Here is a 20,679-nt window from a genome sequence, read left to right as displayed (position 1 = left end):
GCATGATCCGCCGCCTGAACGACACCGGCGACCTGGTGCGGGCGTTCCCGCGCGTGCACTTCGTCGGCATCGGCGGCACCGGCATGAGCGGCATCGCCGAGGTGATGCTGACGCTGGGTTACGAAGTGTCCGGCTCGGACAACGCCGACAACGCCGCCACCCGCCGTCTGGCGGGGCTGGGCGCGCGCATCATGCGCGGCCACTCGGCCGCCAACGTGCTCGGCACCGATTGCGTGGTGGTGTCCAGCGCGATCCGCGAGGACAACCCGGAGCTGATGGAAGCGCGCAGCCAGCGCATCCCGATCATGCCGCGCGCGGCGATGCTGGCCGAGCTGATGCGCTTCCGCCGCGGCATCGCGGTGGCCGGCACCCACGGCAAGACCACCACCACCTCGCTGACCGCCGCGGTGCTCAGCGAAGGCGGGCTGGACCCCACCTTCGTGATCGGCGGCCAGCTGCTCGCCGCCGGCGCCAATGCCAAGCTCGGCGGCGGCCAGTGGCTGGTGGCCGAAGCCGACGAGAGCGACGGCAGCTTCCTGCGGCTGAACCCGCTGGTCTCGGTCATCACCAACATCGACGCCGACCACCTGGAGAACTACGGCAACGATTTCGCCCGGGTGCAGGCCGCGTTCGCCGAGTTCCTGCAGCGCCTGCCGTTCTACGGGCTGGCGGTGCTGTGCATCGACGACCCGGAGGTGGCCGCGCTGGCCGCGCAGACGCCGCGCCACGTGATGAGCTACGGCATGAGCGGCAACGCCGACGTGCGCGCCGAGGACGTGGTGCAGGACGGCCCGCGCATGCGCTTCACCCTGCGCCTGCCGGAAGGCAGCAGCACGCCGGTGACGCTGGCGCTGCCGGGCCGGCACAACGTGCTCAACGCGCTGGCCGCCGCCGCGGTGGGCTGGCAGCTGGGGGTGGCGCCGGACGCCATCGCCCGCGCGCTGGAAGGCTTCGCCGGCATCGGCCGCCGCTTCAACGACCTGGGCATCGTCACCACCGGTAGCGGCGCCAAGGTGCGGCTGATCGACGACTACGGCCACCACCCGCGCGAACTGGCCGCGGTGTTCGCCGCCGCCCGCGGCGGCTGGCCGGCGCAGCGCCTGGTGGTGGCGTTCCAGCCGCACCGCTACAGCCGTACCCGCGACCAGTTCGACGCGTTCGCCGCGGTGCTGTCGGAAGTGGATGCGCTGGTGCTCAGCGAGGTCTATCCGGCCGGCGAAGCGCCGATCCCGGGCGCCGATTCGCGTTCGCTGGCGCGCGCCATCCGCGCCCGCGGCCGCAGCGAGCCGGTGGTGGTCGGGCAGGCGGCGGAGCTGGCGCAGGTACTGCCGGACGTACTGCAGGACGGCGACCTGCTGCTGCTGATGGGCGCCGGCGACATCGGCCACATCGCCCAGCAGATCGCGCAGCAGGGCTTCCAGGAGGCGGCGGCCGAATGAGCCAGCATGCCTTCCCGCCGCTGCGCACCACCGACCCCGCCGCGTTCGGCCGGGTCGCCGTGCTGCTGGGCGGGACCTCCAGCGAACGCGAGGTGTCGCTCGACTCCGGCCGCAACGTGCTGGAGGCGCTGCGCGCGCGTGGCGTGGAGGCGGTGGCGGTCGACGGCATCCCGGCGCTGGCCGAGGGCCTGGCGGCGCAGCGTTTCGACCGCGTGTTCAACATCCTCCACGGCCACAACGGCGGTGGCGAGGACGGCATCGTGCAGGGGCTGATGGAGGCCTTCGGGGTGCCGTACACCGGCTCCAGGGTGCTCGGCTCGGCGCTGAGCATGGACAAGATCCGTACCAAGCAGGTGTGGTTGTCGCTGGGCCTGCCGACGCCGCGCTTCGTCGCCCTGGCGCCGGCGGGCGATGCGCATGGATGCGCGAGTGCCGCGGCAGGCAGGACGCCGGGAGCGGCCGATGCGCATGGATGCGCGAGTGCCGCGGCAGGCAGGATGCCGGGAGCGGCCGATGTGCATGCCGCCGCGCGCGAGCTGGGCCTGCCGGTGGTGCTCAAGCCGGCCAACGAGGGTTCCAGCGTCGGCATCAGCCGGGTGCTGGAGGAATCGCAGCTCGACGACGCGGTGGCGCTGGCCGTGCGCTATGACGGCCAGCTGCTGATGGAGCAGATGGTGGTCGGCGACGAACTGACCGTGGCCATCCTCGGCGACGTCGCGCTGCCGTCGATCCGCATCGTGCCCAGGGGCCAGTGGTACGACTACGACGCCAAGTACATCGCCGAGGACACCCAGTACCTGTGCCCCGGGCTGGAAGGCGGGGACGAGGCCGAGATCGGTCGCCTCGCGCTGGCTGCGTTCCGTGCCGCCGGCTGCGGCGGCTGGGGCCGGGTGGACGTGATGCGCGATCGCGCCAGCGGCCGTTTCTTCCTGCTGGAAGTGAACACCGCCCCGGGCATGACCAGCCACTCGCTGGTGCCCAAGGCCGCGCGCCAGGCGGGCATCGGTTTCGAGGAACTGGTCTGGCGCGTGCTGGAGCAGACGCTGGATGCGGAGGACACGCGATGAACGCGGTGCTGCGCATCTTCGCCTGGTTGCTGGCGATCGGCCTGGTGGCGCTGCCGGTGGTGGCGGTGCTCAATGGCTGGGTCGGCGCCGAGCGCTGGCCGCTGTCGCGGCTGCGGGTGCACGGCGAGTTCCAGCGGGTGCCGGCCGAACAGCTGCAGCAGGCGGTGCTGCCGTATGCCAGTGCCGGCTTCTTCGCGGTCAAGCTGCAGGATGCGCAGGACGCCATCGAGCGCCTGCCGTGGGTGGACAGCGCCAAGGTGCGCAAGCACTGGCCCGACGTGCTGGAAGTCAGCGTGGTCGAGCACAAGCCGTTCGCGCGCTGGGGCGAGGACCGCCTGTTGTCCGAGCAGGGCCGGCTGTTCGCCATCCCGCAGGGGCTGGAGGACATGGCGCTGCCGCAGCTGGACGGCCCCGACGGACAGACCGGCGAAGTGGTCGCGCTCTACAACGAATCGCGTGCGCTGTTCGCGCCGGCCGGGGTCGACGTGCAGCGGGTGGCGATGGACGCGCGCGGCAGCTGGTCGCTGTCGCTGGACAACGGCACCGAGATCGTGATCGGCCGCGACGACGCGCGTTCGCGGCTGGCGCGCTTCGTGCGGGTGCTGCCGCAGCTGGCCAACCAGCAGGCGCCGATCGTGCGCGCCGATCTTCGCTACACCAACGGCTTCACGCTGAGCTGGGGGACCCCGGCGCCGGCCGCGCCGAAGCAGACGCAGGACAGGACATGAATCGCAAGGGTGACAAATCGCTGATCGTCGGACTGGATATCGGCACCTCCAAGGTGGTGGCGCTGGTCGGCGAGTATTCGCCGGGCAATCCGATCGAAGTCATCGGCATCGGCTCGCACGAATCGCGCGGACTCAAGCGCGGCGTGGTGGTGGACATCGAATCGACCGTGCAGTCGATCCAGCGCGCGGTCGAGGAGGCCGAGCTGATGGCCGGCTGCGAGATCCGCTCGGTGTACGCCTCCATTTCCGGCAACCACGTGCAGTGCAAGAACTCGCCGGGGATCGTGCCGATCCGCGACGGCGAGGTGACCTGGGGTGACCTGGACCGCGTGCTCGACGCGGCCAAGGCGGTGGCGATCCCGGCCGACCAGAAGATCCTGCACGCGATCCCGCGCGAATACGTGCTGGACGATTCGCAGGAAGGCATCCGCAACCCGGTCGGCATGACCGGCGTGCGCCTGGAGGTGCACGCGCACCTGGTGGTGTGCGCGCAGTCGGCCGCGGCCAACATCAGCAAGTGCGTGCAGCGCTGCGGCCTGCAGGTCGACGACCTGGTGCTGTCCTCGCTGGCCTCCAGCGTGGCGGTGCTGACCGCCGACGAGCGCGAGCTTGGCGTGGTGCTGGTGGACATGGGCGCCGGCACCACCGACCTGGCGGTGTTCGTGCAGGGCGCGATCTGCCACACCGCCTCGCTGCCGATCGCCGGCGACCACGTCACCAACGACATCGCGCACATGCTGCGCACGCCCACCCCGGAAGCCGAGCAGATCAAGGTGCGCTATGCCTGCGCGCTGGCGCAGCTGGCCACCGCCGAGGAGAGCATCCAGGTGCCGTCGGTCGGCGACCGCCCGCCGCGGCGCATGCCGCGCCACTCGCTGGCGCAGGCGGTGCAGGGCCGCTACGAGGAGATCTTCGAGATGGTGCAGGCCGAACTGCGCCGCTCCGGCTTCGAGGAACTGGTGCGCGCCGGCATGGTGCTCACCGGCGGCGCTTCGAAGATGGAAGGCGTGGTCGAGCTGGCCGAGGAAATGCTGCAGATGCCGGTGCGCGTGGGCATCCCGCAGCACGTCACCGGGCTGGGCGAAGTGGTGGGCAACCCGGTGCACGCCACCGGCGTCGGCCTGCTGCTGATGGGCAGCCAGATCGAGCACCCGCGGCGGCCGTCGCTGCCGATCGGGCGCGCCGGCAGCCTGTTCAAGAAATTGAAGACATGGTTCCGCGGCGAGTTCTGAGCGCGGCACCGGAGAAGCACGGCAGGGCGGGAAGAAGAAGTGCGGTAGAGGCGGTAATCGAAGCAGGCAACAACCAGCCGGCAACGGGCGCAAGCCCGGGACCCGGCACATCAACAACAACTCGCCGGTGCGGGCGGGACAGGACGGAGGAGGGATCTTCCCGAATGCCCGGATCAATCACGGCAATAGAGAGGACATGGACATGGCGCATTTTGAACTGATCGAAAAGATGGCACCCAATGCGGTGATCAAGGTGGTGGGCGTGGGCGGCGGCGGCGGCAATGCCGTGGCGCACATGGTCAACACCAGCGTGGACGGCGTGGAATTCATCACCGCCAACACCGATTCGCAGGCCATCAAGAATTGCGGCGCCAAGCTGCAGCTGCAGCTCGGCACCAACGTCACCAAGGGCCTGGGCGCGGGCGCCAATCCGGAAGTCGGCCGCCAGGCCGCGCTGGAGGACCGCGAGCGCATCATGGACGCGCTGCAGGGCGCGGACATGGTGTTCATCACCGCCGGCATGGGCGGCGGCACCGGCACCGGCGCGGCGCCGGTGGTGGCGCAGCTGGCCAAGGAAATGGGCATCCTGACCGTGGCCGTGGTCACCAAGCCGTTCCCGTTCGAGGGCCGCCGCCGCATGCAGGTGGCGCTCAAGGGCATCGAGGAACTGAGCCAGCACGTCGACTCGCTGATCACCATCCCCAACGAGAAGCTGATCACCGTGCTCGGCCGCAACGCCACCATGGTGCAGGCGTTCCGCGCCGCCAACGACGTGCTGCAGGGTGCGGTGCAGGGCATCGCCGACCTGATCGTGCGCCCGGGCCTGATCAACGTCGACTTCGCCGACGTGCGCACCGTGATGTCGGAAATGGGCCTGGCGATGATGGGCACCGGCACCGCCCGCGGCGACGACCGCGCCCAGGCCGCGGCCGAAGCGGCGATCCAGAACCCGCTGCTGGACGACGTCAACCTGGCCGGCGCCAACGGCATCCTGGTCAACATCACCGCCGGCGCCGACTTCACCATGGCCGAGTTCGACGAGATCGGCCGCACCATCGACGGCTTCGCCTCCGAGGACGCCACCGTGGTGGTCGGTACCGTGCTCGACCCGGACATGCAGGACGAGGTGCGGGTGACCGTGGTCGCCACCGGCCTGAACCGCGCCGTGGCCGGCAAGGCCCAGCGTCCGGGCGAGCGCGCTCCGATCAAGCTGGTGCGCAATGCCACCACCGGCCAGCCGGAGTTCGGCGACTACGACAACGGCGCCGATGCCGTGTCCAAGGCCGTGGGCAACACCATGGGCATGGGCCTGCGTCGTCCCAGCGCCGACACCGCGTCCGCGGCGGCTGGTCCCTCGGCGCCGGCGGCGGCCGAATTGCCGAGCGACTACCTGGATATTCCTGCGTTCCTGCGTCGCCAGGCCGACTGATGCCGGCCACGGCGACGCCTGGCGCCTGTGGAATGCCCGTCCCGGGCTTCCAGGGCCGGGTGCCCGCCGCCGCGCGAAGCAGTGTTTCGCAGGTGCGGCGGTCCGACTTGCGTCGCCAGGCCGGTTGATACCGGCCCGGGCGCGGCCATCCGGTCTGCAGGCGGCCTTGCCCGGCCGCCCGCGGGCAGGGAGCCGTCGCGCCGGGCAAGTGGAAACGCCGGGGGCTTGTCCTCCCCGGCGGGCAACACCATGTCCCTTGCTGCCGGGCCAGGACGGGCCCGGCAGTCTTTCCGTTCCGGCGGTCGCCACGGCCGTTGCAGCCATCCGCCGCCGCGGGGCGGCGGCAGGGCCGTCGCAACTGCGTGTTATTCTTGTTTGTCCACGGCTGCGCCTGCGCGGCCCATCCCGATCCCACGCCCATGATCCAGCAACGCACCCTCAAGAACACGATCCGCGCCACCGGCGTCGGCCTGCACAGTGGCGACAAGGTCTACATGACCCTGCGCCCGGCGCCGGCCGACCACGGCATCGTGTTCCGTCGCGTCGACCTGGATCCGGTGGTGGAAGTGCCGGCCAAGGCCGAACTGGTCACCGAGGTGACCCTGTGCACCGGCCTGACCTGCAACAACGCCAAGATCCAGACGGTGGAGCACCTGATGTCGGCGCTGGCCGGGCTGGGCGTGGACAACGTCATCGTCGAACTGTCCTCGGCCGAGCTGCCGATCATGGACGGTTCGGCCGGTCCGTTCGTGTTCCTGCTGCAGTCGGCGGGCATCGTCGAGCAGGACGCGCCCAAGCGTTTCATCCGCATCCTCAAGACCGTCGAGGTCACCGAGGGCGACAAGGTGGCCCGCTTCACCCCCTACGAGGGCTATCGGCTGGGCTTCACCATCCAGTTCGACCACCCGATGATCCCGGCCAAGCAGTCGCGCCAGGAAATCGAGTTCTCGACCCTGGCCTACACCAAGGAAATCTCCCGCGCGCGCACCTTCGGTTTCATGCGCGACCTGGAATACATGCGCGAGCGCAACCTCGGCCTCGGCGGCTCGATGGACAACGCCATCGTGCTCGACGAGTTCCGCGTGCTCAACGACGACGGCCTGCGCTACGCCGACGAGTTCGTGCGCCACAAGATCCTCGACGCCATCGGCGACCTCTACCTGGCCGGCGGCCAGGTGCTCGGCGCCTACGAGGGCTTCAAGTCCGGCCACGCGTTGAACAACAAGCTGGTGCGCGCGCTGCTGGCCGACCAGTCGGCCTGGGAATGGGTCAGCTACGACTCGGCCACCGCCTCGGACCCGGTGGTCTACGGGATGCCGGCCTACGCCTGAGGGCGGCCCCCGACGCCTGCCGAATCGGCGGGCGCACGTCACGGAACTGTGAACCCGCCCGGGACGGTTCCTGAATTTAACTTTAATTTAACAAAATGCTAACTATTGCGGCGGCGGTCGCGGCTAGGATTCTGGCCGGACTTCCGCCCGGTTCGCGTTTGCGCGACCTTGCGGAATCGGGACCGGCAGCGGTCCTGGTGGCTTCAGGACCCGGTGGATTCCTCGTCCTGCAGGCATGCCAAGGCATCACGCAGGCCTTTGTGCGTGGCTGCCGATACTGCGTGGGACCTGCGCTGGTCGGTCTGCACTGGGGAGTGCAGTGGCGCAGTCGCAGTCTTGATGGTCACCCGGGTGACCGTCAGCCCGATGGAACGGGCCGCGTCGAGCAACTGGGTTTCGGCAAGCCGCAATTTGGCGTGCCAGACCGGTGATTCGACGAGAAAAACGAGGTGTTCGCCGTCCACATTGGCCAGCCGGCAACGGCTCGCCAGCGAAGGCGGCAAATGGGGGCGCAATTGCCGGTCCAGCGCATCGAGCCACAGGGCCCGACGCAAAGGGTTGCCAGCCTTGTCCGCCATGACGGCCTCCAGCGCCTGCTTGGGCGAGGAGGGCGGACGAACACTGGATTTCGGCTCAGACATAAGAATTCTTCGATGGCATTGAGAAAGATCGTAATCAAAACCCGTGAAGGGCAGGCAAAAACGCCAGTGGCGCGTTTGCGCGTGTACTTCGAGGATCGCCCGCGCGCGCTGCTCGGGGGGATGCTGGGGCTGGGTTGCCTGCTCGGCATCGGTGCCAGCGCCGGGGTCGGCATGGTGGGCGATTCCGCCCTGCAGGCCAAGGTCGAGAAACAGGAACAGGAACTGCAGCAGGTCCGGCAGCAGGCGCAGACCGAGGTCAATGCGCTGGCCGCGCGGCTGGGCGAACTGCAGGCCCAGGCCACGCGCCTGAACGCGCTTGGCGAGCGGCTGACCCAGATGGGCCAGCTGGAAGACGGCGAATTCGATTTCAACGAAACGCCCGGCATGGGTGAAGGCAGCAGTGGCCCGGTGCAGGACATCCCGGTCAGTGCGGTCAACAGCGACTTACAGGTGCTGGAGCAGCGCTTCCTGGCTTCCGGGCGGCAGCTGTCGGTGCTGGAGTCGCTGCTGTTCGACCACCAGCTGGAGCAGAACGCGGTGCCCTCGCGGATGCCGATCCGCAACAGCTACGTCACCTCCAGCTTCGGCACCCGCGCCGACCCGTTCGGCCGCGGCCGCGCCAGCCACAAGGGCATGGACTTCCATGCGCGCGTCGGCGACCCGGTGATGGCGGTGGCCGACGGCGTGGTCCGCTACTCCGGGGTGAAGGGCGGCTACGGCAACGTGGTGGAAGTGGACCACGGCAACGGCTACGTGACCCTGTATGCGCACAATTCGCGATTGACGGTGAAGGTGGGCGACCTGGTCCGCGCCGGGCAGGAAGTGGCCAAGGCCGGCTCCACCGGCCGCTCCACCGGCGCCCACGTCCATTTCGAGGTGTGGGAGAACGGCCAGGTGGTGAATCCGCGCAAGTTCCTGGGCGACGGCGGCAATACGCCGGTCGGTCGCGTCGGCCGCGGTTGATCCGATCGCGGGCGCTTGAATCGCCATCCGCCCGCCCCAAGCTACAATGGGCGTTGCCATCGACAGGGCGCATTGCGCCCTGTTTCATTTGCGGCCTTGCGCGTTCCTGCGGGAAGCCCTGGCCGCGCGGCATTTCATTCCAACCGGTTCCTTCAATGATCAACAGCCTGCTTACCCGCGTCTTCGGCAGTAGCAACGACCGCCAGCTGCGCCAGCTCAACCGCATCGTCGCCAAGATCAACGCCTTGGAGCCGGAAACCGAAAAGCTTTCCGACGACGAGCTCAAGGCCAAGACGCCGGAGTTCCGCAAGCGCGTGGCCGACGGCGAATCCCTGGACAAGGTGCTGCCCGAAGCGTTCGCGGTCTGCCGCGAGGCCAGCCGCCGGGTACTGGGCATGCGCCACTACGACGTGCAGCTGATCGGCGGCATGGTGCTGCACCTGGGCAAGATCGCCGAGATGCGCACCGGCGAAGGCAAGACCCTGGTGGCGACCCTGCCGGTGTACCTCAACGCGCTGGAAGGCAAGGGCGTGCACGTGGTCACCGTGAACGACTACCTGGCCCGCCGCGACGCCGCGCAGATGGGCAAGCTGTACAACTGGCTGGGCCTGAGCGTGGGCGTGGTGTACCCGGGCATGCCGCATGGCGACAAGCGCGAGGCCTACGCCGCCGACATCACCTACGGCACCAACAACGAATTCGGCTTCGACTACCTGCGCGACAACATGGCGCTGTCCAAGGCCGACCGCTACCAGCGCGGCCTGCACTACGCGATCGTCGACGAGGTCGACTCGATCCTGATCGACGAGGCGCGCACGCCGCTGATCATTTCCGGCCCGGCCGACGATTCGCCGGAGCTGTACATCCGCGTCAACCGCGTCGTGCCGCAGCTGGTGAAGCAGGAAACGGAAGACGGCGAGGGCGACTTCTGGGTCGACGAGAAGGGCAAGCAGGTCCACCTGTCCGAGGCCGGCATGGAGCATGCCGAGGAACTGCTGCGCAAGGCCGGCATCCTCGGCGAGGACAACGACGGCCTGTACGCCGCGCAGAACCTGACCGTGGTCCACCACCTCAACGCCGCGCTGCGCGCGCACGCGATCTACCAGCGCGACGTGGACTACATCGTGCGCGACGGCGAAGTGGTGATCGTCGACGAGTTCACCGGCCGCACCCTGGCCGGGCGCCGCTGGTCCGACGGGCTGCACCAGGCGGTCGAGGCCAAGGAAGGGGTGCCGGTGCAGCGCGAGAACCAGACGCTGGCCAGCATCACCTTCCAGAACCTGTTCCGCATGTACAAGAAGCTGTCCGGCATGACCGGTACGGCCGACACCGAAGCGTTCGAGTTCCAGAGCATCTACGGCCTGGAAGTGGTGGTGATCCCGACCAACCGCCCGACCATCCGCAAGGATTCGCCGGACCAGGTGTTCCTCAACCGCCAGGGCAAGTTCAACGCGGTGCTGGCCGATATCCAGGACTGCAACAAGCGCGGCCAGCCGGTGCTGGTCGGCACCACCTCGATCGAAACCTCGGAGATGCTGTCCGAGCACCTGCGCAAGGCCGGCGTGCACCACGAGGTGCTCAACGCCAAGCAGCACGACCGCGAAGCCACCATCGTCGCCAACGCCGGCCAGCCCGGCGCGGTGACCATCGCCACCAACATGGCCGGCCGCGGCACCGACATCGTGCTGGGCGGCTCGCTGGAGGCCGAGCTGGCGGCGCTGGGCGAGGACGTCAGCGAGGACGACCGCTTCAGGGCCAAGGCCGAGTGGCAGCGCCGCCATGAGGCGGTGAAGGCCGCCGGCGGCCTGCACATCATCGGCACCGAACGTCACGAAAGCCGCCGCATCGACAACCAGCTGCGCGGCCGTTCCGGCCGCCAGGGCGACCCGGGCTCGTCCCGTTTCTACCTGTCGCTGGAAGACAACCTGATGCGCATCTTCGCCTCGGACTGGGTGCAGAAGGCGATGCGGATGATGGGCATGAAGGAGGACGACGTCATCGAGGACCGCCTGGTCAGCCGCCAGATCGAGAAGGCGCAGCGCAAGGTCGAGGCGCACAACTTCGACATCCGCAAGAACCTGCTGGACTTCGACGACGTCAACAACGACCAGCGCAAGGTGATCTACGCCCAGCGCGACGAGCTGCTGGACGCCGAGTCGGTCAAGGAGAACGTGGACGGCATCCGCGGCGACGTCATCTACGACGTGGTCGCCCGCTTCGTGCCGCCGAACTCGATCGACGACCAGTGGGACCTGGCGGGCCTTGAGGCCACGCTGTCCTCGGAGTTCGGCATCGAGATGTCGCTGACCGAGCTGGTCAAGTCGCACGAGGAACTGGACGCCGAGGGCATCGCCGAGAAGGTGCAGGCCAAGGTCGACGAGCACTTCGCGCAGAAGGAGGCCGGCGTCGGCGAGGAAACCATGCGCGCGCTGGAGAAGCACGTGATGCTGACCGTGCTGGACCAGAGCTGGAAGGAGCACCTGGCGCGCATGGACTACCTGCGCCAGGGCATCTACCTGCGCGGCTATGCGCAGAAGCAGCCCAAGCAGGAATACAAGAAGGAAGCCTTCGAGCTGTTCTCGGAGATGCTGGAGAACGTCAAGCGCGAGGTGGTGACCCTGCTTTCGCGCGTGCGCATCCGCAGCGAGGAGGAAGTGGCGGCGCTGGAGGCGGCCGAACGCCAGCAGGCCGAGGCGCGGCTGCGGATGTCGCAGTTCCAGCACCAGGATGCCGGCGGCTACGGCGCCGACGAGGAAGCCGAGCAGGTCGAGGCCGCGCGCGCGCGGCAGGCCGGCGGCGTGAGCCAGGTCACCCGCGACGAACCCAAGGTCGGTCGCAACGACCCGTGCCCGTGCGGTAGCGGCAAGAAGTACAAGCACTGCCACGGTCAGCTCAACTGAGGTCGAGTTGACCGTGGTGCAGCCCGCTTTGCGGGCTGCACACCCCAAGTCCGCATGGCGGACTTGGGGCCCCCACGGTGTTTCATCCGATCCCCGCGCCTTCGCCGCGCCCCCTTGCCAAGGGGGCGTACGCAACGGACTTCGTCCGCTGCGCCCCAAACTTCGCCAGGCGAAGTTCGGGCCCCGACTCGATGCTCCCGATCCCCGCGGCTGTCGCCGCGCCCCCTTGCCAAGGGGGCGTACGCAACGGACTTCGTCCGCTGCGCCCCAAACTTCGCCAGGCGAAGTTCGGGCCCCGACTCGATGCTCCCGATCCCCGCGGCTATCGCCGCGCCCCCTTACCAAGGGGCGTTACGCAACGGACTTCGTCCGCTGCGCCCCAAACTTCGCCAGGCGAAGTTCGGGCCCCGACTCGATGCTTCCGATCCCCGCGGCTGTCGCCGCGCCCCCTTGCCAAGGGGCGTACGCAACGGACTTCGTCCGCTGCGCCCCAAACTTCGCCAAGCGAAGTTCGGGCCCCGACTCGATGCTCCCGATCCCCGCGGCTGTCGCCGCGCCCCCTTGCCAAGGGGGCTTGGCTCCAGATCTATTTTCCGTTCGTCGGGGTGATCTCACGACCGTCGTCCCCGCGCAGACGGGAAGCGCTTCACAACAGCCGACAGGCTGGTCACCCAGGGACTTGGCCACAGTGCCAACAGATGTCCGGTTACCGATCGAACACCGGGAAAAAGCCGCCGGCTATTGCCCGACGCCCGTCCGGCACGGCAAAGTCGGGGCATGCCTGAACCCTTGAGATCCATCCATGTCGTCGCCGGTGTCATCACCGACGCCCGCGGCCGCGTGCTGCTCAACCGCCGCAGCGGCGACCGCGACATGGTCGGCCTGTGGGAGTTCCCCGGCGGCAAGCGCGAGCCGGGCGAGACCTCCGAGCAGGCGCTGGTACGCGAGCTGCGCGAGGAATTGGGGATCGAGGCCGAGGTCGGCGAGTTGCTGATGGAGGTGCCGCAGGTCTATCCGGACAAGCGCCTGCGGCTGGAGGTGCGGCGGGTCAGGGGCTGGTCCGGCACCGCGCGCGGGCGCGAGGGCCAGGCCATCACCTGGGTGGCGCCGGAGAAGCTGGCGCGCTATTCGATGCCGCCGGCCGACCTGCCGGTGGTGGCGATGCTGCGCCAGGCCGACCGCTACCTGGTGACGCCCGAACCGGCCGGCGACGCGCAGGCATGGCTGGACGGCCTGGGCCGTGCGCTGGATGGCGGCATCGTCCGCGCGCAACTGCGTACCCCGGCTGCCCCCGGCCGCGTGGCGCTGGCGCGCGCGGCGGTGGAGGAGTACGGCCGCCGTGCGCAGCTGCTGGTCAACCGCGACGTGGCGCTGGCGCGCGAACTCGGGACCGGCGTGCACCTGGGCGGCGAGCAGCTGGCGCGGCTGGAGAAGCGCCCGTTGCCGGCCAGCGTGCCGGTGGCCGCGTCCTGCCACGACCTGGCGCAGCTGCAGGCGGCGCAGCGGCTGGGTTGCGACTTCGCGGTGCTGGGGCCGGTGCGGGCCACGGCCAGCCATCCCGACGCGACGCCGATGGGCTGGGAAGCATTCGAGCGCCTGCGCGAGCAGGTGTCGCTGCCGCTGTACGCCATCGGCGGACTGGCGCCGGAACACATCGCCGAGGCGCGCGGCCATGGCGCGCAGGGCATCGCCGCGATCCGCGGGCTGTGGCCGGCCTGAGCCGCCGGCTGGAGCAGCTTCGAATCGGATGCAGGCGAATGTCTTTTCTTCCGTACCGGCGTGATCTTCTATCCCGTCAACGTGATAGGCGGCCCTGCTCTTCGGCCAGGTGGCGTGCATTGGCGTCAGGCGGCTGAAATCCATCGACGCCGGCTTCCCGGGTGGACATCCGCCGATCGTTCATCGGGGCTGGCAGGGGCACATTTCCGGGGGGGGGCGGAAAGCTCGCGACTGACGTCGCTCCTACAACGGCGGAAAGCCGTAGGAACGACGTCAGTCGCGACAGGAGCCGCAGAAAACCCGATCGGGGAAACTGGACCGTGATCCAGCCGGAAGTTGCCGGGTGGGCGGCCACGCGACCGGCAAAAGCGTTTCCCGCCTGGCCGGCCATGACCAGCCCGTCGGCTGTTGAAAGGCACTTCGGCCGTTGAAAAGCCCTTCGGCTGCTGAGAGCGTCCCGCGGGAAAGATGGCGGATGCCGGCACCCGCTGCGGGAATGCTTAGAGGCTGATCCAGAAGCAGTTGTACTGCCGGCGCAGGCCCAGCACCGTGCGCGACGGCGTGCTGCCGTTGGCCAGGGTCTGCTCCAGGCGCAGTCCGATGGGACGGCGTTGCGCCGGCGAAGGAGCGGCCGCGGGCGGGGGCAGCGGCAGTGGCTGCGCTTCGGTGCCGGCGAGGCCGTCGCCGTGGGAGGGCGGGGCGGTTTCCGGCAGCGCCGGTTCGGCGACCGGCTCCGGATACACCGGCGCGATGTCGACCAGCGGCCGCTGCACGATGGCTTCCAGGCGGTCGAGGATGCGCCCGGCCGCGGCATTGGACACGCCATTCCACAGGTAGATGCCCGACAACTGGTTGACGTCGCGCGCTTCGATGGCCGCGCGGATCTGCCAGGTCAGCTCGCTCAGGCGCCGTGTGCAGCCGTCGCGATACAGGCCGGTGCTGCCGGCCGGCTGCGTTGCCGGCAACCGTGCGGTGGCGCCCAGGTCCTCGCAGCGACGGTCACTGAAGACGGTGTCGCCCTGCGCGTTGGTGCAGCGGTTGACGACGGGCTGCGCGGACGCAGGCGGGGACGACAGCAGGCCGGCGCACAGCAACGACAGCAGCGGGAGGGTTCGCATCGCGCAAGGGTAACGGCAGCGACCGGTTGCCGGAAGCGCGGGATGGTGTCGCTCAGCGCTTGCCCAGCCGCTGCAGCACGGCGTTGGTCGGCCTGGCCAGGTTGAGCGTGTAGAAATGCAGCGCCGGCGCGCCGCCGGCGATCAGGCGCTCGCACAGCGAAGCGACCACGTCGGCGCCGAACGCGCGCACCGATTCGGCATCGTCGCCGAAGGCCTGCATGCGCTTGCCGATCCAGCGCGGGATTTCCGCGCCGCACTGCTCGGAGAACCGCCGCAGCTGGCTGAAGTTGGAGATCGGCATGATCCCGGGAATGATCGGCACTTCCACCCCGAGTTTGCGCACCGCGTCGACGAAGTGGAAATAGGCGTCGGCGTTGTAGAAGTACTGGGTGATGGCGGCATCCGCGCCGGCGTCGATCTTGGCCTTGAAATGCTTCAGGTCGACCAGCGCATCTCCCGCTTGCGGGTGGGTCTCGGGATAGGCGCCGACCTCGATGCGGAACGCGTCGCCGTGTTCGGCGCGGATGAACGCGATCAGTTCCGATGCGTAGCGCATGTCGCCGGGGAAGCCCATGCCCGAGGGCAGGTCGCCGCGCAGGGCGACGATGCGCTTGACCCCGATGGCGCGGTAGAGCTTGAGCAGTTCGCGGATCTCCTCGCGGCTGCCGCCGACGCAGGACAGGTGCGGCGCGGCCTCGAAGCCGTGGTGTTGGTTGAGGTGGCGCACCGTCTCGGAGGTGTAGCTGAGGGTGGAGCCGCCGGCGCCGAAGGTGCACGACACGTATTCCGGCGCATGCGCCTTGAGCTTGGCGGCCGTGCGGTCCAGCTGCGCGCGCTGGTCGTCGGTCTTGGGCGGGTAGAACTCGAAGCTGAGGGCGGTCATGGGCGGTGCCGGCGGGACGGGATGAGCGGGTCAATAATATCTCTTCATCAAGATGGATGTGCAACATTTGATGGGCGCAGCCGGGCTCCGCCGTCCAGCCACCGTCGCCGCCGTTCGCGGGCCGTGGCGTCCGTCCGTCATGTTCTGCGCCGCTCCGGCATGGCCGCGGGCAAGCTTTGGCCATCACCCATCCGCCAGGAGCCGGAAAATGAAGCGCATCATCCAGTGCCCGAAGAAACTCTCCCCCGCCGTGATGCTGGCGCTGCTGGTCGCGGCCGTGATCGCCCCGGCATCGTCGCGGGCGGCCCCGTCCGTCGATTTCCAGGGCATGCAGGTGGAGGTGGTCGGCACCGGCCAGCCGCTGCTGATGATTCCCGGACTCAACAGCGGCGCCGATGCCTGGCGCGAGACCTGCCAGGCGCTGCAGCCACAGGTGCAGTGCCACCTGGTGAACCTGCCGGGCTTCGCCGGGGTGCCGGCGGTCGCGGGCGACGCCTTCCTTGTGCCGATGCGCGACCGGCTGCTGGACTACATCGCCGCGAACAAGCTCGAACGGCCCGCCGTCGTCGGCCACAGCCTGGGCGGCGTGCTCGCGCTGCAGATGGCGATCGCGCGGCCGCAGGCGGTGGGCCGGCTGGTGATCGTGGATTCGCTGCCCTACTTCGGCGCGGTGCAGGACCCGTCCGCCACGCCGCAAACGCTGCAGCCGATGGCCGAGCAGATGCGCGCCGGCATGCTGGCACGCGACGAGGAAAGCTATCGCACGCAGACCCATGCCGCGGTGCGCGGGATGGCGCACGATCCGGCACGGATCGAGACGCTCATGGACTGGGGCGTCGCCAGCGACCGTGCCGCCACCGCCAACGCCATGTACGACATGATGGTCACCGACCTGCGCGGCGAACTCGCGGCGGTGAAGTCGCCGACGCTGGTGCTCGGTGCCTGGGCCGCCTACCGGCCGTTCGGGGCGACGATGGAGTCCACCCGCGGCATCTTCGCCAGCCAGTACGCCGGGCTCGACGGCGTGCGCATCGAGATGAGCGAAGCCGGCTACCATTTCCTGATGTGGGACGACCCGCAGTGGCTGCAGGCGCAGCTGCGCGGTTTCCTCGACCTGCCGGCCACGGACAACAGCGACGGCTGAGCCGGCCGGCAGCCAGATGCAGCAAGGGGGCGACGTGGCAAGCGACAGGTTCTGGTGGTTCAACACGCTGGCGTGGCTGCCGTACGTCGCCCTCAACCTGTTCCTGGGCGGCACCTTTGCCGGCTGGTATTCCGGCATGGTGCTGATCACCGTGGCGCTGGGCGCGGGGTTGTACCTGGCCAGCGGCCTGATCCGGGCCGTCGCGCTGCGGCGCGGCTGGCTGCAGCGCGACGGCCTGGCGCTGGCGTTGCGGTTGGCGGCGGGCATCGCGATCGGCGCCACCGCCATCCAGGCGATGATCGCGCTGGTGCTGGTGCCGGCATTGCAACTGGGCTGGGTGGAACTGCCGGGCAACCGCGCCGACTACCGCCCGGCCGCCGCACTGGGCTACTGGTTCAACACCGCCATCGTGCTCACCCTGTGGGTCGCGGCATGGGTGGGATGGCGCGCCCTGCGCCGTGCCCGCGACAGCGAACTGGCGCGGCTGCGCGCCGAGTCGCAACGGCTGGCGCTGGAACACGAGGCATTGCGCGCGCGGCTCAATCCGCATTTCGTGTTCAACGCATTGAACAACCTGCGCGCGCTGATCAACGAGGATCCGGCGCGTGCCCGCGAGATGGTGACGCGGCTGTCGAACACCCTGCGGCATGCGCTGGAGCACAACCGCGGCGAGTGGGTGAGCGTGGCCGAGGAACTGCGGGTGGTCGACGATTACCTCGCGATCGAAGCGGTGCACTACGAGGAGCGGTTGCGGATACGGCGGCAGGTCGATCCCGAGGCGCTGGAGGCGCAATTGCCGGCGATGGCGCTGCAGCTGCTGGTGGAGAACGCGATCAAGCATGGCATCGCGGTCACGCCCGGCGGCGGCGAACTGGGCATCCGCATCGCCCGGGTGGGCGACGTGCTCGAAGTGGAGGTCGGCAATCCCGCCGACCCGGTCGCCAGCGCGCCCGGGCACGGCGTCGGACTGGCCTACCTGCGCAGCCAGCTGGCCGGCACCAACGGCGCCGGTATCCCGCGCGGGCGTTTTGCGCTGGAACGGGTGGACGAGGGCATGCGCGCCCGGCTGGAGATCCCGCAATGAATGGCGTGCTGCGGGTGCTGATCGTCGACGACGCGCGGCTGGCGCGCAGCGAGCTGCGCACCCTGCTGGCCGAGCTGCCGGGCGTGGAGTGCGTGGGCGAGGCGGACGACGTGCCGGCCGCGCGGCAGGCGCTGGCGCGGCTGCATCCGGACGTGGTGCTGCTGGACGTGCAGATGCCCTCCGGCAGCGGATTCGACGTGCTCGACGGGCTGGAGACGGTGCCGGCGGTGGTCTTCACCACCGCCTACGACCAGTACGCGGTGCGCGCATTCGAGGCCAACGCGCTGGACTACCTGCTCAAGCCGGTGGTGGCCGAACGCCTGCGCGCGGCGCTGGACAAGGCGCGTGCGGGGATCGCTACCGGCGCCACCGCCGAACCCGGGGCGGCGCCCCGCAGCGTGCTGGGCGCCGAGGACCAGGTGTTCCTGCGCGACGGCGAACGCTGCTGGTTCGTGGCGCTGGGCGAGATCAGCCGCATCGTGGTCGACGGCAACTACGCGCGGCTGTGGTTCCGCGAGCAGAACGCGCTGCTGTCGCGCAGCCTCAGCGCGCTGGAGGCGCGGCTGGACCCGGCGCTGTTCTTCCGCGCCAACCGCAACACGCTGGTGAACCTGCGCATGGTGCGCGCGGTGGAACCGTCGATCGCCGACGGCTACCTGCTGCGGCTGCGGGACGGCAGCGAGGTGGAAGTGTCGCGGCGGCAGGCACGGGAACTGCGCGAACGGCTGGCGCTGTAGGCCGGCCCCGCGCCCGGTGCGGGGCGGGCAGTCAGCGCTGCCACATCCTCGCCTGCCTTGGCGGCAGCCGGAAGGTGTGGCTGCCGCTGTCGATGTTGACCACGCTGCCGGAGCCGAGCGCGTCGGTGTAGTCCGCGTGCCACCACAGCACGCTGCCGTGCATCGCCACCGTGGTCTCGATGGCGCCGCCGCACTTGTTGATGCCGACGATGCCGCGGTCGCCGCGGCGGAACAGCAGGTGGCAGGCGTCGTGCGAGAGCACCTGCATGTCCTGGCCCTGCATCGCGTTGTGGAAGCCGATCATGCGCTTGAGGTCGTCGCGCCGCCAGGCGTCGATCCAGCGCCCGTCGCCGCTTTCGTCGTTGTCCGAATAGACCATCGGCACGCCGCCGTCGCGCCCGAGCAGGTAGGCGTAGGCCAGGGTCTCGTCCACCGGGTCGAGGATGGCGTAGCGGAAGCCGGCGTTGTTGGGAATGTCGTGGGTGACGGCGAAGGTCACCGCGCGCGCGCCGGGCAACGCCTGACCGTAGGCGCCCGGATCGACCAGCGCGTCCAGGCTGCCGGAAGGCGACAGGGCGTTGCGCAGCGCGTTGAACAGCGGGAAGTCGTAGGCCGCATGGTCGGTCGCCGCCAGGTAGGGGGCGAGGAAGCGGTCGTAGTCGCCGCTGCCGGCGCCGCCGTTGGTGATGACCTCGCCGAAGACGTGCATGTCGGCGCGGATGCCGGCATCCAGCACGCGGTCGAGGTGCTCGAAGGTCATGTGCTTGGCCGCGTCCACCCGGAATCCGGCGACGCCCAGGTGCTTGAGCGCGAGCAGGTAGGCGCGCTGCTGCGCCACCACCCAGTCGTTGCCGACCAGGTCCGGCAGGCCGGTATCGCCGTCGCCGCCGCAGATGCGGTGATGGCGCACCTGGTACGCGTCGTCGTAGTCGTCGATGCACTGCGCCGGGCCGAAGTCGAAGGCGCCGAACAGGTTGGACGACAGCTCGCCGAACAGGCGCAGGCCGGCATGGCGGGCCGGGTCGGCGGCGTAGTGCGACAGTACGGCCGGGCCGGGATAGTCCAGCCCCGGGCGCATCGCCGCCTCGTTGGCCATGTGGTTGAGCACGATGTCGGCGTAGGTCTCCACGCCGTGGTCGGCCAGCGCTTCCACCATGCCGGCGAAGGCATGGGTGTCGCCGAGCGGGCTGTCGATCACCCGCAGGTCCTGCGGCTGGTAGCGCGCCCACCATTCGCTGCCCTGCGAGCGGTAGGCCGGCGCGACCAGTACCTTGCGGTAGCCCGCCGCGGCGATCTGCGCGGCGTGCGCCTCGACCGTGGCATAGGGCCAGTTGAAGGCATGGAGAATGACGTCCGCGCGTGCGGCGGGCATGCACAGCACGAGCAGCAGGACGGCGAGGAACGGGCGGCGGGTGCCGGGGACTGCGGGATGGTCGCGCATCGCGGGGCCTCCTTGTCGGGGAATGCCGGCATCCTTCGGACCCGTACGGGAAAGCGGATCGCACGGATGCGGCGAGCGCAGATGCTAAGCACGCATCGCGGTGCAGCATGGGCCGCTGCATACGTATTCGGTGCGACGGGTGGCGACGGGCGCGGGAAACGCTACCCTTGCGCCGGTCTTCCCTCCGCTCCGCCGCATGTCCATCTTCCTGACCCCGTTCGCCCGTACCCGCCTGTTCCCGCGCGAGCCGCGCGGCAACACCATCCGCGACTGCACGCCGGAACAGTTCGAGCGGCATCTCAACGAGCACCCGCCGCTGAAGGTGCTGGACGGCTACGCGCCGTTCTGCAAGCTGCACGTGCACCGCAACTGGACCTCGACCCGCTGCCTGACCGTGCCGATCACCGGCGACAACCGCCACCTGCTGCGCTCGGCCTACGAGGCGCGCACGCGGCAGGAGCTGCCGGTGCTGGTGCGCTGGTTCGAGGGCGTGGAGCCGCCGGTGGCCGACTACCTGGTGGTCATCCTCTACAGCCGCGAGCAGCTGGCGAAGGAAGGCTCGCCCATCGACGCCGACTGGGGCGTGGTCGGCTGCCTGTACACGATGCAGCCGGAGGAAATCCCGATGGCGCCGATCACGATGATGCGCAACGCGCTGGGCGTGGAGGAGGGCGGTTCCGGCGTTCCGCTGGACCGCGATGCCTACCGCCGCGCGGTGGAATTCTGGGAGAACAACGCCAACTGGCGCCCGGGCGGCTGACAAGGCTCTTGTAGGAGCGGCGTCAGTCGCGACGGGGCGTGCATGCAAATCCCTCCGCAACGG

17 protein-coding genes are annotated in these 20,679 nt (G+C 69.6%); 13 read left to right on the top strand and 4 right to left on the bottom strand.

Annotated features, from left to right (window positions below):
• The first annotated feature begins 2 nt into the window (after positions 1-2).
• The 6 genes from murC (at position 3) to lpxC (ending at position 7,226) form a co-directional block, all read left to right on the top strand.
• Entirely contained in the window at positions 3-1,439 is a 1,437-nt protein-coding gene (gene murC / locus OK345_RS02785) for a UDP-N-acetylmuramate--L-alanine ligase (protein WP_265126385.1), read from the top strand.
• Entirely contained in the window at positions 1,436-2,506 is a 1,071-nt protein-coding gene (locus OK345_RS02780) for a D-alanine--D-alanine ligase (RefSeq protein ID WP_265126384.1), read from the top strand. Before murC ends, OK345_RS02780 begins: the two co-directional genes overlap by 4 nt.
• Positions 2,503-3,234, top strand: a complete 732-nt coding sequence (locus tag OK345_RS02775; RefSeq protein ID WP_265126383.1) for a cell division protein FtsQ/DivIB — start codon at positions 2,503-2,505, stop codon at positions 3,232-3,234. The genes OK345_RS02780 and OK345_RS02775 overlap by 4 nt, the downstream gene beginning before the upstream one ends.
• Positions 3,231-4,466: a cell division protein FtsA gene (gene ftsA, locus OK345_RS02770; RefSeq protein ID WP_265126382.1), complete on the top strand. Its 1,236-nt coding sequence runs from the start codon at positions 3,231-3,233 to the stop codon at positions 4,464-4,466. The genes OK345_RS02775 and ftsA overlap by 4 nt, the downstream gene beginning before the upstream one ends.
• Positions 4,467-4,668: 202 nt before the next feature.
• A complete protein-coding gene (gene ftsZ, locus OK345_RS02765) occupies positions 4,669-5,895 on the top strand; it encodes a cell division protein FtsZ (RefSeq protein WP_265126381.1) in 1,227 nt (408 codons plus the stop codon).
• 419 nt (positions 5,896-6,314) lie between these two features.
• Positions 6,315-7,226 (top strand): UDP-3-O-acyl-N-acetylglucosamine deacetylase, encoded by a 912-nt coding sequence (gene lpxC / locus OK345_RS02760; protein ID WP_265126380.1) that lies wholly within the window; start codon positions 6,315-6,317, stop codon positions 7,224-7,226.
• Positions 7,227-7,429: 203 nt separating this feature from the next.
• Here the strand turns inward: lpxC and OK345_RS02755 are convergent, their stop codons facing one another.
• Complete coding sequence (locus OK345_RS02755) at positions 7,430-7,867, bottom strand: DciA family protein (protein WP_265126379.1); 438 nt, start codon at positions 7,865-7,867, stop codon at positions 7,430-7,432.
• Positions 7,868-7,879: 12 nt separating this feature from the next.
• Between OK345_RS02755 and OK345_RS02750 the strand changes: the two genes are divergently transcribed.
• The 3 genes from OK345_RS02750 (at position 7,880) to OK345_RS02740 (ending at position 13,449) form a co-directional block, all read left to right on the top strand.
• Complete coding sequence (locus tag OK345_RS02750) at positions 7,880-8,830, top strand: M23 family metallopeptidase (protein WP_265126378.1); 951 nt, start codon at positions 7,880-7,882, stop codon at positions 8,828-8,830.
• A 155-nt stretch (positions 8,831-8,985) separates the two neighbouring features.
• Entirely contained in the window at positions 8,986-11,730 is a 2,745-nt protein-coding gene (gene secA, locus OK345_RS02745) for a preprotein translocase subunit SecA (protein ID WP_265126377.1), read from the top strand.
• 777 nt (positions 11,731-12,507) lie between these two features.
• Entirely contained in the window at positions 12,508-13,449 is a 942-nt protein-coding gene (locus OK345_RS02740; protein WP_265126376.1) for a Nudix family hydrolase, read from the top strand.
• Positions 13,450-13,949: 500 nt separating this feature from the next.
• Here OK345_RS02740 and OK345_RS02735 read toward each other — a convergent pair whose 3' ends face one another.
• Both OK345_RS02735 and metF read right to left on the bottom strand, forming a co-directional pair.
• Positions 13,950-14,567, bottom strand: coding sequence for a hypothetical protein (locus OK345_RS02735; RefSeq protein ID WP_265126375.1), 618 nt, complete (start codon positions 14,565-14,567; stop codon positions 13,950-13,952).
• A 52-nt stretch (positions 14,568-14,619) separates the two neighbouring features.
• Positions 14,620-15,450, bottom strand: coding sequence for a methylenetetrahydrofolate reductase [NAD(P)H] (metF, locus tag OK345_RS02730; protein WP_265126374.1), 831 nt, complete (start codon positions 15,448-15,450; stop codon positions 14,620-14,622).
• Between the two features lie 208 nt (positions 15,451-15,658).
• On the opposite strand from metF, the gene OK345_RS02725 reads away from it, so the two are divergent.
• The 3 genes from OK345_RS02725 to OK345_RS02715 are packed head-to-tail and all read left to right on the top strand — an operon-like array spanning position 15,659 to position 18,415.
• Complete coding sequence (locus tag OK345_RS02725; RefSeq protein ID WP_265126373.1) at positions 15,659-16,594, top strand: alpha/beta fold hydrolase; 936 nt, start codon at positions 15,659-15,661, stop codon at positions 16,592-16,594.
• A gap of 16 nt (positions 16,595-16,610) precedes the next feature.
• On the top strand, positions 16,611-17,678 hold the full coding sequence (locus tag OK345_RS02720; protein WP_425510944.1) for a sensor histidine kinase: 1,068 nt from the start codon (positions 16,611-16,613) through the stop codon (positions 17,676-17,678).
• Positions 17,675-18,415, top strand: a complete 741-nt coding sequence (locus OK345_RS02715) for a LytR/AlgR family response regulator transcription factor (protein ID WP_265126371.1) — start codon at positions 17,675-17,677, stop codon at positions 18,413-18,415. The genes OK345_RS02720 and OK345_RS02715 overlap by 4 nt, the downstream gene beginning before the upstream one ends.
• A 31-nt stretch (positions 18,416-18,446) precedes the next feature.
• On the opposite strand, the gene OK345_RS02710 is transcribed toward OK345_RS02715, so the two are convergent.
• Positions 18,447-19,787 carry an alpha-amylase family protein gene (locus tag OK345_RS02710; protein WP_265126604.1) on the bottom strand — a complete coding sequence of 447 codons (1,341 nt, stop codon included), beginning with the start codon at positions 19,785-19,787 and terminating at the stop codon, positions 18,447-18,449.
• 265 nt (positions 19,788-20,052) lie between these two features.
• Between OK345_RS02710 and OK345_RS02705 the strand changes: the two genes are divergently transcribed.
• A complete protein-coding gene (locus tag OK345_RS02705) occupies positions 20,053-20,616 on the top strand; it encodes a DUF3228 family protein (protein ID WP_265126370.1) in 564 nt (187 codons plus the stop codon).
• Positions 20,617-20,679: the final 63 nt, after the last annotated feature.

This window comes from Xanthomonas chitinilytica (assembly GCF_026107455.2).
In the GTDB taxonomy this organism is placed as follows: Bacteria; Pseudomonadota; Gammaproteobacteria; order Xanthomonadales; family Xanthomonadaceae; genus Stenotrophomonas; species Stenotrophomonas chitinilytica.
Note: the sequence above shows the minus strand (reverse complement) of the source record. Positions and strands in the feature narration are given on the sequence as shown.